12 protein-coding genes and 1 tRNA gene are annotated in these 13,544 nt (G+C 61.0%); 4 read left to right on the top strand and 9 right to left on the bottom strand.

All coding sequences use genetic code 11. The annotated features are described in order from the left end of the window. The first annotated feature begins 17 nt into the window (after nucleotides 1-17). The 4 genes from J7U39_RS00005 to J7U39_RS00020 all read left to right on the top strand — a co-directional run bounded on the left by J7U39_RS00005 (nucleotide 18) and on the right by J7U39_RS00020 (nucleotide 2,564). Nucleotides 18-94, top strand: a tRNA-Met gene (locus J7U39_RS00005). 391 nt (nucleotides 95-485) lie between these two features. Continuing rightward, nucleotides 486-1,247: a cysteine rich repeat-containing protein gene (locus tag J7U39_RS31635; protein WP_247241699.1), complete on the top strand. Its 762-nt coding sequence runs from the start codon at nucleotides 486-488 to the stop codon at nucleotides 1,245-1,247. A 202-nt stretch (nucleotides 1,248-1,449) separates the two neighbouring features. Beyond that, a complete protein-coding gene (locus J7U39_RS00015; RefSeq protein ID WP_210629703.1) occupies nucleotides 1,450-2,238 on the top strand; it encodes a DUF2092 domain-containing protein in 789 nt (262 codons plus the stop codon). Next, complete coding sequence (locus J7U39_RS00020; RefSeq protein ID WP_210629704.1) at nucleotides 2,235-2,564, top strand: hypothetical protein; 330 nt, start codon at nucleotides 2,235-2,237, stop codon at nucleotides 2,562-2,564. Before J7U39_RS00015 ends, J7U39_RS00020 begins: the two co-directional genes overlap by 4 nt. Before the next feature lie 14 nt (nucleotides 2,565-2,578). Here J7U39_RS00020 and J7U39_RS00025 read toward each other — a convergent pair whose 3' ends face one another. From J7U39_RS00025 to adh, 9 genes are all read right to left on the bottom strand, one after another. Next, nucleotides 2,579-5,761, bottom strand: a complete 3,183-nt coding sequence (locus J7U39_RS00025) for a multidrug efflux RND transporter permease subunit (protein WP_210629705.1) — start codon at nucleotides 5,759-5,761, stop codon at nucleotides 2,579-2,581. A 41-nt stretch (nucleotides 5,762-5,802) separates the two neighbouring features. Further along, complete coding sequence (locus tag J7U39_RS00030) at nucleotides 5,803-6,999, bottom strand: efflux RND transporter periplasmic adaptor subunit (RefSeq protein WP_210629706.1); 1,197 nt, start codon at nucleotides 6,997-6,999, stop codon at nucleotides 5,803-5,805. Between the two features lie 207 nt (nucleotides 7,000-7,206). Beyond that, nucleotides 7,207-7,971 (bottom strand): DUF4239 domain-containing protein, encoded by a 765-nt coding sequence (locus tag J7U39_RS00035; RefSeq protein ID WP_210629707.1) that lies wholly within the window; start codon nucleotides 7,969-7,971, stop codon nucleotides 7,207-7,209. 131 nt (nucleotides 7,972-8,102) lie between these two features. Continuing rightward, the gene (locus J7U39_RS00040; protein WP_210629708.1) at nucleotides 8,103-9,233 is read right to left on the bottom strand and encodes a calcium:proton antiporter; all 1,131 of its coding nucleotides are present in this window, start codon (nucleotides 9,231-9,233) and stop codon (nucleotides 8,103-8,105) included. 273 nt (nucleotides 9,234-9,506) lie between these two features. Next, nucleotides 9,507-10,214, bottom strand: a complete 708-nt coding sequence (locus J7U39_RS00045) for an SDR family NAD(P)-dependent oxidoreductase (protein WP_210629709.1) — start codon at nucleotides 10,212-10,214, stop codon at nucleotides 9,507-9,509. A 162-nt stretch (nucleotides 10,215-10,376) separates the two neighbouring features. After that, entirely contained in the window at nucleotides 10,377-10,727 is a 351-nt protein-coding gene (locus tag J7U39_RS00050; RefSeq protein WP_210629710.1) for a ribbon-helix-helix domain-containing protein, read from the bottom strand. 23 nt (nucleotides 10,728-10,750) lie between these two features. Further along, nucleotides 10,751-11,347, bottom strand: coding sequence for a DJ-1/PfpI family protein (locus tag J7U39_RS00055; RefSeq protein ID WP_210629711.1), 597 nt, complete (start codon nucleotides 11,345-11,347; stop codon nucleotides 10,751-10,753). Nucleotides 11,348-11,519: 172 nt separating this feature from the next. Beyond that, nucleotides 11,520-11,912, bottom strand: coding sequence for a DUF779 domain-containing protein (locus tag J7U39_RS00060; protein ID WP_004677349.1), 393 nt, complete (start codon nucleotides 11,910-11,912; stop codon nucleotides 11,520-11,522). A 101-nt stretch (nucleotides 11,913-12,013) separates the two neighbouring features. After that, nucleotides 12,014-13,522: an aldehyde dehydrogenase gene (gene adh / locus J7U39_RS00065; protein WP_210629712.1), complete on the bottom strand. Its 1,509-nt coding sequence runs from the start codon at nucleotides 13,520-13,522 to the stop codon at nucleotides 12,014-12,016. Nucleotides 13,523-13,544: the final 22 nt, after the last annotated feature.

Consider the following 13,544-nt stretch of genomic DNA (forward strand, 5'->3'; position numbering starts at 1 on the left):
CGTCCGGAATGAAATATCGCGGGGTGGAGCAGCCCGGTAGCTCGTCAGGCTCATAACCTGAAGGCCGCAGGTTCAAATCCTGCCCCCGCAACCAATCTTCCCAAAAAGCCCGCCTCGTGCGGGCTTTTTGTTTGGTAACAGCTCGAGAATTTGACGCCTCATCTGCGGCCCGCAAGAAGGCAAAGTCGACGCAGCCCGGACGAAAAATTCCTGAATAATTCTTCCGAACCGACACTATACCATCCTCTAAAGCCCGCAAAATAGCGGGCTTTTTGCGTTTCTGCGAGGGTAGTCCCCCAAGTTGCCATCGATTTTCAAGTGATGACGAGATAGTTGCTAAAAGGATAATATTCTAATATACCTAGCTCAGGCGCACCTTATATTTTCGTAGTAGCAAGCAACGTCCGTCCATCCGGCGGCGCCTATTATCCTATTCAGCGAGCAGTTCGATTTCATGAAGTAGATAAGATTTATAGGGGGGAATCATGCGAAAATGGGGATCTTCTCTACTGACGTCTCCGCATGGGAGGCGTCGTATTCTATCGGCAATCTCCGCGTTGCCCGCGTTCTGCGCGCTGCTGTTTTTAGCCGGGGTTGCGTCCTCGCAAGCGCCGACCGACGAACAGCGTGACGCGATCAGGGCAGAGTGCCGCTCCGATTTCATCGCGAAATGCTCGGGGGTGACGCCGGGAGGAATCGAGGCGCTCACCTGCCTCCAGCAGCATAGCGCCACACTTTCAGCCGGCTGCCAGAAAGCGGTTTCGGCGGTGAACGTCAAACCCAAATCGACATCCGCGGAGCCAACGCCGGCGCCAGCGACCGGCGCGCCGCCGCACCAGCCGACTGAGGCGCAGCGGAATGCCCTCAAATCGGCCTGCCAGCGCGATTTCATGGCGCAATGTTCCGGCGTCACTCCGGGAGGTGCGGCGGCTCTCAGCTGTCTGCAACAACATAACGCCGCTCTATCGATGCCATGTCAGCAAGCCGTCGCCGCATTGGGGGGATCGGCGGCACCGACAACCAACGATGCGGCTGCCACCGGTGCGATCACCCCGGCCCCACGAGCAATGATGCCGGCCTTGTCGCCGCGAGAGGAAGTGATGATCCTGCGGGAAACCTGCGGCGCGGACTTCCGCGCCTTGTGCCGCATGGTCCCTCTAGGCGGAGGGCGGGGCATCGCCTGCCTGCGCGACAATCTAGAGCGCGTATCGCCGGAGTGCCACCGCGTGCTCACTTCGGGATTGTAGCGCCCGTTCGACGCTTGATCTCATAAAGAGGTCGTCGCGCCCCGGCGAGAAATTCGGTGCGCGACCCCACGAAGACCGGCAAGCACGCGTTGCCTGCCGGCTGCATGGCATCTCTCACATTTCAAGTCCGGCTGCGGAATATCCATCAGCGGCCATCTGCAATTTGATGAAATCAATGACGACACGAACGAAAGGCATTGCCATGTCATCGACTTTCCCTTTTCCGCTATTGAAGCGGATGCTTATCTATGCGTCGGTTTCTGCCGGTTTGGTGCTGCCGACGAGCGCTTGGGCGGATGATGCAAAAGAGCTGCTCAAGAAGATGTCCGATTTTCTGACGGCGCAGAAGACGATCTCCTTTACATATCAATCATCGCTCGAAGCGGTGACGCCTGCCTTTGAGAAGCTCCAGTTCGTGAGCTCGGGGATCGTGAACCTGACCCGTCCCGATAAGTTGCGCGTGACGAGGACCGGCGGCTTCGCGGATATCGACGTCAGTTTCGATGGTTCGTCGCTGACGGTACACGGCAAGAATCTCGACGCCTATGCGAAGATCGATGGCAAGGGTTCGCTCGATGATCTTATCGACCGCCTGATGACAGCGGGTATCGAAGCGCCGGGCGCCGATCTTTTATCCTCCAACGTCTACGGCGAGCTCATGTCCGATGTGACGGAGGCCAAGCATATTTCCAGTGCTTTCGTGGATGGCGTCGAATGCGAATATCTGGCCTTCCGAACGCCTGAGATCGACTGGCAGATCTGGATACAGACCGGCGCGCAGCCCATCCCGCGCCGTTACGTCATCACCAGCAAGCACGTCGTCCAGGCGCCGCAATACATGCTCGAAATCAGCGATTTCAAGAGTGGAGCAGATGTCGCGGCCGTTTCCTACAACATCGAGATTCCCGGCAGTGCCAAGACGGTCGATCTCAGCGAGCTGCAATCGCTCGATGAGCTTCCAGCGGCTGCCGATGCGGGAGAAGCGAAATGACCTATAACAAGCTGCTGTTCATTCTCGGCTTGGCCGGTGTCCTGACATTTACCGACCTTCGCGTCGAGGGCCAAGGTTCCATGGCGCTGTCGATCGGGTTCGCCACGCCGGCGGGCGCCGTCATCGGCAGGCCGTTGACGCCGCTCTCTTATGCGGGCGTTGCCCGCAGAACGACGCGGCGGGTCGTGACGCGGACGGCGACGACCATCGCCGTGCTTCCGGCAGGCTGTCTCTACGGTGCCTATTATGGCGGCTATTATTATCGGTGCGGGTCGTCCTATTACGCCAAGAGCGGGAGCGTTTATGTACAGGTGATCGTGCAATAACTGCCGCGATTGCTTTACCCGACGTTCGATATCTCCGTTTCCGTCACCCTCGCGGCCGCGTTTACGGTGGCTCCGCGCCGCTTCCAATATTCCTCGAGGCGCTGCAGCAGCACGTAGAATGAAGGAACGAAGAGCACGGCGAGGCAGGTCGAGGCGATCATGCCGCTGAAGACCGATATGCCGATCGACTTGCGGGCCGATGCGCCGGCGCCCGTCGCCAGCACAAGCGGCAGGACACCGAGGATAAAGGCGAAGGACGTCATCAGGATCGGCCGGAAACGCAGCCGGGCGGCCTCGACGGCCGCTTCCAGGATTTCCATGCCTTCCGCCCGTTTTTCACGCGCATATTCGACGATGAGGATGGCATTCTTGGCCGCCAGCGCAATCAGCAGGATCAGGCCGATCTGGGTATAGAGATTGTTGGCCACGCCTGCTGCCGTCAGTGCCGCCACCGTGCCGAGCAGGGCGAGCGGCACGGCAAGTATGACTGCCAGCGGCAGGATCCAGCTTTCATATTGGCCGGCGAGCACGAAATAGACGAGCAGCATGGCGAGCGCGAAGATGAAGTAGATCTGCCCGCCCACGGCTTTTTCCTGATAGGAGAGCGCGGTCCATTCGAAGCCGGCTCCGGGCGGCAATGTATGGTCGGCGATCTGCTCCATGACCTCGAGCGACTGCCCGGAACTGAAGCCGGCGGCCGGTCCGCCGACGATGGTGGCGGTGGGATAAAGATTGTAGAGGCTGATCAGCGAGGGGCCTTCTGTCGTCGTGACATTGATCACCGTGCCGAGCGGCACCATCGTCCCGTCGCCGGCCTTGACCTTCAGATTGCGGATATCGTCGGGGCTGACGCGGAAATCGGAGGCGGCTTGCGCATAGACCTGGAAGGTGCGGCCGAATTTGTTGAACTGGGTGACATAGCTCGATCCGACATAGCCGGAGAGTGCCGAGAAAACCTGCCCCACGGTAATTCCCAGCGTCTCCGCCTTGATGCGATCGACGGAGACCGCAAGCTGCGGCACGTTCGAGCGAAACGGCGTGCTCAGCCTTTGCAGCGATGACTGGGCATTGCCGTTCTTCACGATCGTATCGGCAAGCGATTGCAGCAGCGGATAGTCGTAGACGCCGTTGCGGAGTTCGACCTGCATGGTAAAGCCGTTGGCATTGCCGATGCCCTGTATCGGAGGCGGTACGACCACCAGCGTTTTGGCGGTCAGCACATGCTGCAGCGCGTCGTTCAGATGCTGATAGATCGACAGCAGGTCCTGCCCTTTCTCCTTGCCGCGCTCGTCCCAATCCTTGAGAATGACATAGGCGACGCCGGCATTCTGCAGGCTGGCACTGTTGTCGAGAACCGAAAGGCCGCTGATGGTCAGCACCTGATCGACGCCAGGGGCGGCCTCGGCGATCTTGCCGACCTCTTCCATGACGGCATCGGTCCGCTCTTTCGAGGCGCCATCGGGCAATTGCGCACTGATCAGCACATAGCCCTGATCCTCGATCGGCAGGAATGCCGTCGGCAGGCGCGTGAGCCCCCAGACGGCGACGCCGATCAGCACGAGTGCTGCGATCGCCATGATGCCGCTGTGACGGGTCATCGCTCCGACCAATCCGGCATAGTGGCGTTCGCCCCAGTCATAGCCCCGATTGAAGCCGCGATAGAAGACGTTGCGTTTCTCGGGCGGCACCGGTGCTCGCAGCCAAAGAGCGCATTGCGTCGGTTTCAGCGTCACGGCATTGACGGCGCTGATCAATGCGGTGGCGGCGATGACCAGCGCGAACTGCCGATAGAGCTGCCCGGTCAGGCCGGGCAGGAAGGCTGCCGGAATGAAAACGGCCATCAGCACCAGCGTGATGCCGATGACGGGGCCGAGCAACTCCTCCATCGCTTTCTCTGCCGCCTTGCGGCCCGACATGCCGGCCTCGATGTGCCGGGCGACACCTTCGACGATGACGATGGCATCATCGACGACGATGCCGATCGCCAGAACGATGGCAAACAGCGTCGACAGATTGACCGTGAAGCCCAAGGCCGCCATGGCCGCGAAGGCGCCGATGATGGTGACGGGAACGGTGGTCGCCGGCACGAGCATGGCCCGCCAATCCTGCAGGAAAACCAGAATGACGATGAGAACGAGCACGCCCGCCTCGATCAAGGTGACGTAAACCTCGTCGATGGAGGCCTTGACGAATTTCGTCGTATCGAACGGCAGATGATATTCGAGGCCCGGCGGGAAATTCTTCGAGAGCTCCGCCATCTTCGCATTCACCGCCTGCTCCACGGCAATGGCGTTGGCTTCCGGCAGCTGGAAAATGCCGATGCCGGCCGCCGGCCGGCCGTTTTGCGTGAAGGACTGGCTGTAGGTCTGGGCGCCGAGTTCGACGCGGCCGATATCGCGCACACGCGTGATGCGGCCGCCCTGTCCGCTTTCGACCTTGACGACGATGTTCTCGTAGTCGGCCGCTTCGTTCAGCCGGCCGTTGACATTCAGCGTGTATTGGAAGACCTGCCCTTTCGGCACCGGCGGAATGCCGATCTGGCCGGCGGTGACCTCCTGGCTCTGCTGCTGCACGACATTGACGACATCCTGCGGCGTCAGGCCGCGTGCCTGCAGCAGGTTCGGATCCATCCAGATCCGCATGGCATATTGGCCGGCGCCGAACACCGTCACGTTGCCGACGCCAGGCAGGCGGGCAAGTTCGTTCTGCAGATTGATGACGGCGTAATTCGACAGGAACAGGCTGTCATAGCGGCTGTCGGGCGAGGCCAGGCTGACGAAGCCGAGGATGGCGGTCGATTTCTTCTGCGTCGTCACGCCTTGAAGCTGCACCGCTTCGGGAAGCGATGACATTGCGATCGCGACCCGGTTCTGCACCAGAACCTGCGCCTGATCCGGATCCGTTCCGATGGCAAAGGTCACGATCAGCGAATAGGTGCCGTCGCTGGCGCTGGTCGACTGCATGTACAGCATGTCCTGCACGCCGTTGACCTGCAGCTCGATCGGCAGCGCCACGGTGTCGACGAGGGTCTGTGCGCTGGCGCCGGGAAAGCGGGTCGTCACCTGCACCGTCGGCGGGACGACATTTGGATACTGCGCCACTGGCAGCTGGAACAGGGCAACCGCGCCGACCAAAACGAACACCAATGCCAGCACGTTGGCAAGCACCGGACGCTCGATGAAAAAACGCGAGATCATGCTGTTGTCCTCAGACGTTCAGATGAAGCGTGACGGCGAATTCATTGCGTGGTGGTGTCGGCCTTGGCATCGCCAGCGGCGTTGGCCGTCGGGTTCATTTCCATCTTCTCGGGGCTGACCTTGCTGCCGGGTATGGCCAGTTGAACTCCCTGGGTCACCACCCAGTCAGCCGGATCGAGGCCGGATTGGATGACCCGGAGCGCGCCCTCACGCTGCCCGATCTTGACCTGCTTCTGCTCGATGACATCGTCCTTCCCGAGAACCAGTACGTAGGTGCCAAGCTGGTTCGTTCCGATCGTGTCGTCGCGCACCAGTAGAGCCTTGTCATCGTGGCCGACCGGCACCCGAACTCTGACGAAGAGGCCGGGCAGCATGGCGTGGTCCTTGTTGTCGAACAGCGCGCGCACCTGAAGCGTGCCTGTGGAGGCATCGAGTTGAGGCGACACGTAGTCGAGATGTCCCTTGTGCGGATAGCCTTCCTCGGTCTGCAGACCGATCTCCGCGGGGATGCTTGGAAGGTCCGTCTGCCTGAAAGTATGTCCTTGCTTTGCCAGGGTTTCCTTGATCATCAACACCTGCGTTTCGCTGACGTTGAAATAGGCATAAAGCGGATCGGTCTGGACGATGCTGGCGAGTTTGGTGGGGCCGGATACGCCGACCAGCGTGCCGATGTCGACGAGGTGATCGGTGACGATGCCATCGAAGGGAGCGAGCACCTCCGTGTAGCCGAGGTTGATCGTCGCCAGATCGACATTGGCCTGGGCGTTGAGAATGGCGGCATTCGCCTCGTCGAGAGTTGCCTTGGCACTGTCGACCGCGGTCTGGGTGGTGACCTGTTGCTTCGACAGATTGAGCTGACGGTCATATTCCAGCTTCGCGCCGACCTGCGAGGCTTGTTGTGAGTCGAGTGACGCCTTCGCCTGATCCAGTTGCGCCTGATAAGTGTCGCGTTCGATGCCGAAAAGCTTGGTACCCTTCTTCACCATCATGCCGTCCTGGTAATCGATGGATTGGATATAGCCCTGGACACGCGCCTCGATATCGACGGCGTTGAGCGGCGCCGTATTGCCGGTGAGCTCGAAATAAAGCGTGACCGGTTGCTGGACGGGCTGTGCGACCCGAACCACGGCAGGTGGAGGAGGAACATAAGTGTTCCCGCTTTCCTCACAGCCGACGAAAAGCGCCAAGCCGGCAAGTGTCAGAAAAAATCGCAGACCCTGATGCAATCCCCCACGCATTGCCGCCGCCTCGACATGTCAAGAGCCCAGTTTTCGCTGCGTGCCTCGACGGCGGCCCCCACCGGCCTGCCGAAGGTTCAAGGCATGCGATATTATGTCGCGGCATTGCTAAAAATTGCAATAGTCCTTGATGCACAATTGAACTGCTTCGCAGTGTCGAAGGAGCAGTGTGAAGGTCTGCCAGCCCCATCGGAGATCGTAAGCCGGCTACGGTTTACCCAGCCGTTCGAGGGCGGACTGCAACGGTGCGTCGGAAACGCGGACCAGGCCGATGTAAGGATTGGCCATGTCCGAAACCAGGAAGACGGCGCCGGCGACGGATAAGGCGCAGACGAAGAGAATGGACAGCACTGTGGGGTTCGGCGGTGCCTGGAGTCCGAAGGTCGTGAAAAGCAGCGAGAGCCAACAGACGAGAACGGCAAGGAAGGCCCAGGGCAGGCCCTCGCTGCCGGATTCGACCAGCAGCCAGTGGGTTTCGGCCACCATGCCGCTCACATCGAGAGCGCGCGCCTGGAGGGAATGATGCATGGCATCGCGCGGCGACAGCGATCGAAGGTCGCCTTGAACCGCCTCAATGTCCTGGTATTCCCCGGGCGCTTTGCGCGATGGCTCGTCGGTGGTCTCGGCACTCCAGCCGCGACTCAGCCGCCTCTCGATCAGCTGGCGCAGTAACTGGCGGGCATGATCGGTCTCCGGGCCGTATTGCGCCATGACGCGGTCCAGCAGCAGAACCCGCGCAGCCGCCGTCCTCATCTCGACTTCGGCATCGTCATAGCTCGATTTGGCGGATGCGATCAGCAGACCGAGGGCCAAGGCCGACAGCGTTCCGACCACCGCGGTTGCGAGCCTGATGGCATCCTTGGATTCCGGGCTGAGATGATGATCCGGCAAGCGGCCGCGCACCATCATTCCCATCGATGTTGCCGCCGACAGAAAGACAAATACAATCCCGCCAAGCAACAGTGAGCTCAACTCCGGTCTCCATATAATCTTGACGATCCTGCAAGCTGCGATGCTTGCAAGCTCTATACAAGAAATGCGGTCATCATAGCGGAGGACCGACGGAGCGTGGAACTCTTTACTTCTCTGTTCTCGGGCGGAGATCACTGCTGGAAGATGAGAAGCACGTAAGCCAGGAAAAGCACCAGATGAACGGCACCCTGCATGAGATGAGTGCGACCGCTGGCGAAGGTAATGATGCTGACGGCAAGGGTGAGCAGGAGCATCACCAGATCGCTGTGTTCCAGCCCAAGGGTGACCGGGTGTCCGTAAAGACGGCTGACCACGAGCATCGCGGGTACGGTCAGCCCGATCGTCGACAGGACTGAACCCAGAAAGATATTGACCGCGCGCTGAAGATTATCGGCGATGGATGCGCGCACGGCGCTGATCGCCTCGGGCGTCGCGACAAGGATGGCCATGACAACGCCGCCGAAGGCGGTCGGCGCGTGCAGGGTTTCGATGATGTAATCGATCGGCCGCGCAAGCTGTTCGACCAGAAAGACCACCGGACCCATGTAGGCGAAGAGCAGAACGGCATGCGGCCAGACTGGCCGGTGCGGAAGGGCGTGTTCGCCTGGATGTGCGTGGCGATTGGCGTCGGTCGTGAAATAATCCTGATGGCGGCCAGCCTGGAGAAACAGGAATGTGGCGTAAAGGCCGACCGAGACGATGCCCAGTATCAATTGCCGCGGCGCCGATGGATGCTGGCCGTCCGGGCCGGCAAGAAATGTGGGCATGACGAGGCTGAGCGTCGCCAGCGGCACGATGACGCCGAGATAGGCGTTGGCGCCCTGGAGATTATGCTGTTGTTCCGGCCGCCGCCAGGCGCCCAGCAGCAATGACAGGCCGACCATGCCATTAAGGATGATCATGACGACCGCAAACAAGGTGTCGCGCGCAAGCGTGGGATTGTTCTCGCCGTGAATCATGACGGCGGAGATCGCCATGACTTCGATCGAGGTTATGGCAAGCGTCAGAATGAGCGTGCCGTACGGCTCCTTCAGCCGCTCGGCCAGATGATCCGCATGCCGGACGACAGACAGGGCGGAGCCGAGAACGACCGCAAACAGCCATCCGAAAACCACGGCGAACCAAAGCGGATCGGGAAGCCGACGGAAGAGCTGCTCCGGAAAGGCGAGAAATATCAGGCTGGTTGCGATGCTGACGCCGAGGAACCATTCCTCGCGCAGACCGGTCTCGCCGACGGTGCGCAGTGCGGGCCTGTCAGTCATCAAGACCGCCGCAATTCCGCAAATTCCGCCGCAATGCGATCATCAACACCATGGTCCCGCCCGCTGTCCTGCCCGCCACATAAAAGGAATCGAACGAGGCCGTCCAAAAACCAGACAGCCCAACCTTCATGCGGAAAGCCATTTCGCCTTTGTCATTGAAACAAGCCCGACCCAAGCCCGGCCCTTGTCGCCATCCAGAATACAAAAGGACCGTACCTCACGCCAGATGCCACGTGATCGAGGCGCAGACGCTGCAAGCCAGGCAGGACTTTGTTATTCGCGGCCGGTCGCCGGGATCGCAGCGCCGGTGACGACGGCTGCGGCGGGCGAGATCAGGAAGGCGATGAGCCGGGCGATCGACTGCGGCGATACCCAGGCGTGCGTTTTTGCATTGGGCATGGCAGCCCGATTCTCGGGGGTATCGATCGTGCCTGGCAGAATGCAGTTGGCGGTGATGCGGTCGTCGCGGCATTCGGCGGCAAGCGCTTCCGTCAGCCGGATGACGGCAGCTTTCGAGGCTGCATAGGCGGCCTGGTTAGGACCGGCCTTCAGGCCGGGCATCGCAGCGACGTGTACGATGCGGCCGTAGCCTGCAGCCTTCATCGTCGGGAGAACCGCCGCGCTGATCGTCAGCGCGGTGCGGGCGTTTGCCGTCATCATGGTATCCCATTGCGCGGGGGCTTCCGGCCCGACCGGGCCCATCTGAAACCCGCCCACGGTGTTGACCAGAGCGCCTACGCCGCCGAAGCGCTTGACGGCTCGGGCGACGGCGGCGGCGCAGGAAGCGTAATCGGTGAGCTCCGTTCCGGCGATCGAGAGAAACTCGGCGGACGCAGGAAGCTCGCCGGCCAAAGCTTCCAGCTCCTGGCTCGAACGGTTCATGCAGACGAGTTTTACGCCGGCGCCGGCAAGCTCCCGGACAACGGCGCTGCCGAGGTTGCCGCCGGCTCCCGTGACGATCACGGCTTTCTGGTCGTTCATGGCAAGCGATCTCCTGACGGTGCCGGTGCTGGACGCCGCGCATTGTTGGTCCAGGCTGCGCCGCAACGCAACCCCTGCGCAGCCGCGCCAGTCAGGTATCTTGAGAATGCGGGCGGAGCTGAAAGCTCCGCCCGACATCATCCCGGTCTCGTCTACTAACCTTCAGTGATACTTTTCCCGTTCGCGGCCGAGGATGACCGGCGCATCCAACCCAGAGATCGGGCGGGTGACATCTGCCGGGATGTCACCGGTGAGCTGCAGGTCCAGGTAGCGAGCGCAGCAGACGCGCAGGAAGGATGTGAAGTTTCCGAGATCATGGCCGGCATCGATCGATTCATGGTGCAGCCGAGTAATCAGCTGCACGACGTTCATTCCGTCGCGCCGGGCAATCTCCTCAAGCTTCGACCAAAAGAAGTTCTCCAGCCTGACGCTGGTGACCATGCCATCGATGCGCAACGACCGGGTGGTGCTTTCCCATAGCCGCGCATCCGCCTTGATGAAGAGTTCACACATGTCGCCCTCCCGGCGCCGCCTCGTCAGGCGGCGTTGGTTTCAGGTAATGACGAGGCATCGAGCACGGCCATGAACTGCCGCAGCCAGGAGGGATGCGCCGGCCAGGCCGGCGCCGTGACCAGGTTGCCGTCCGAGACCGCATCGGTGATGGAAATATCGGCGTAAATGCCGCCGGCAAGTTCGACTTCCGGCCGACAGGCCGGATAGGCCGAGCAGGTGCGGCCCTTCAACACGCCGGCGGCGGCAAGCAGCTGCGCGCCGTGGCATATGGCGGCCACAGGCTTTCCGGCATCGAAGAAGTGCCGGACCGATTGGATGACGTCGGCATTGAGGCGAAGATATTCCGGCGCGCGGCCGCCTGGGATGACCAGGGCATCGTAATCCTCCGCCCGAACGCTGTCGAAAGTGGCGTTCAGTGCGAAATTATGGCCCCGTTTTTCCGAGTAGGTCTGATCGCCCTCGAAATCATGAATGGCGGTGGCGACGGTCTCACCCGCGTTCTTGCCCGGGCAGACGGCATCGACCGTATAGCCGCAGGCGAGCAGCGTTTGAAACGGCACCATCGTTTCATAATCTTCGGTGAAGTCACCCGTGATCATCAGGATCTTAGAAGCTGGCATCGCATCCTCCTTGGAAACCAACAGACGAAGATTAACAAAGACCGCCCAGCAGCAGGTACTATGGGAATACTACAGGCGAAATTCTCGGCCGGAACCAGGTGAGCATCGCGACGGGAGCGTTCTCGGATCCCTTTCCGGATGTAAAACGGTTGCGTCCATCAAGCGGCAGATATCAAACCGTCCTGACCGTCGCATCCGGGACGGCACAGGCCTCGCCGCCGCCGAAGAGACGGGAACGGGTGAGGAAGCGTTTCTCGCGCCCGTTGTCGAGCGAGAACATGCCGCCGCGGCCCGGCACGACGTCGATGATAAGCTGCGTATGTTTCCATGCCTCGAACTGGCTTGCGCTGATATAGACCGGCACGCCGCCGATCTCGCCGAGCTTGACGTCGCTGTCGCCGACCATGAATTCATTGGCAGGATAACACATCGGCGAAGAGCCATCGCAGCAGCCGCCGGACTGGTGGAAGAGGATATCGGGATGATCCCGCTTGATTTCCGCGATCAGATCGAGGGCCGCATCGGTGGCGAGAACACGCGGTTCGCCGTTGACGGTCGTTTCCATGGTTCTTCCTCCAAGGTCTCGGTTCCCCTGCCCACAAGGGCCCTTGTGGGGAGGGGTTAGGGAGGGGCTTTGACACTCCCTCCCATCATTCAGAAAGCTTCTCAGAAGAAACCCAGTGCCTTCGGGCTGTAGCTGACCAGCATGTTTTTGGTCTGCTGGTAATGCTCGAGCATCATCTTGTGGGTTTCGCGACCGATGCCGGATTGCTTGTAGCCGCCGAAGGCGGCATGGGCGGGGTAGGCATGGTAGCAGTTGGTCCAGACGCGGCCGGCCTGGATCTCGCGGCCGAACCGGTAGCAGCGATTAGCATCGCGGCTCCAGACGCCGGCGCCAAGACCGTAGAGCGTGTCGTTGGCAATTTCCAGCGCCTCCTTCTCGGTCTTGAAGGTCGCGACCGACACCACCGGCCCGAAGATCTCTTCCTGGAACACACGCATCTTGTTGTGGCCCTTAAAGATCGTCGGCTTGACGTAATAGCCGTTCGCCAGTTCGCCGCCGAGATCATTGCGCGAGCCACCGGCCAGAACCTGGGCGCCTTCCTGCTTGCCGATGTCGAGATAGGCGAGGATCTTCTCAAGCTGCTCCGTCGATGCCTGGGCGCCGATCATCGTTTCCGGATCGAGCGGGTTGCCCTGTTTGATCGCCTCGACGCGTTTGACGGCTTTTTCCATGAAGCGGTCGTAGATCGATTCCTGCACGAGGGCGCGGCTCGGGCAGGTGCAGACTTCACCCTGGTTGAGGGCGAACATTGCAAAGCCTTCGAGCGCCTTGTCGAGGAAGTCGTCATCCTCGGCCATCACATCGGCGAAGAAGATGTTCGGCGATTTGCCGCCGAGCTCCAGCGTCACAGGAATGAGGTTCTGGCTGGCATATTGCATGATCAGCCGGCCGGTCGTCGTTTCGCCGGTAAAGGCGATCTTGGCGATGCGGGGGCTGGTCGCCAGCGGCTTGCCGGCCTCGATGCCGAAGCCGTTGACGATATTGAGCACGCCGGGCGGCAGCAGGTCGCCGACGAGTTCCGCCCAGAGCAGGATCGAAGCGGGGGTCTGTTCGGCCGGCTTCAGCACGACGCAGTTGCCGGCGGCAAGTGCCGGCGCCAGCTTCCAGGTCGCCATCAGGATCGGGAAGTTCCACGGAATGATCTGGCCGACAACGCCGAGCGGCTCGTGGAAGTGATAGGCGATGGTGTCGTGGTCGATCTCGCCGATCGAACCTTCCTGGGCGCGGATGCAGGAGGCGAAGTAGCGGAAGTGGTCGATGGCCAGCGGAATGTCGGCCGCCATGGTTTCGCGGATCGGCTTGCCGTTGTCCCAGGTTTCGGCCTGGGCGAGCAGTTCCAGCTTGTCCTCCATCCGCTGGGCGATCTTCATGAGGATATTGGAGCGCTCGGAAGCCGAAGTCCGGCCCCATTTTTCCTTGGCCGCGTGGGCCGCATCCAGCGCGAGATTGATGTCCTTTTCATCGGAGCGCGGGATGTCGCAGAGTTTTCCGCCTGTGACCGGCGTCACGTTTTCAAAGTATCTGCCTTCGACCGGCTCGCGCCATTCGCCGCCGATATAGTTGCCGTATTTCAGCTTGAACGGCGATTCCACGATTTTCTGATGAAGCATGTCATCCTCCCTTGATGATCCA

The sequence above is a fragment of the Rhizobium sp. NLR16a genome (assembly GCF_017948245.1).
In the GTDB taxonomy this organism is placed as follows: domain Bacteria; phylum Pseudomonadota; class Alphaproteobacteria; order Rhizobiales; family Rhizobiaceae; genus Rhizobium.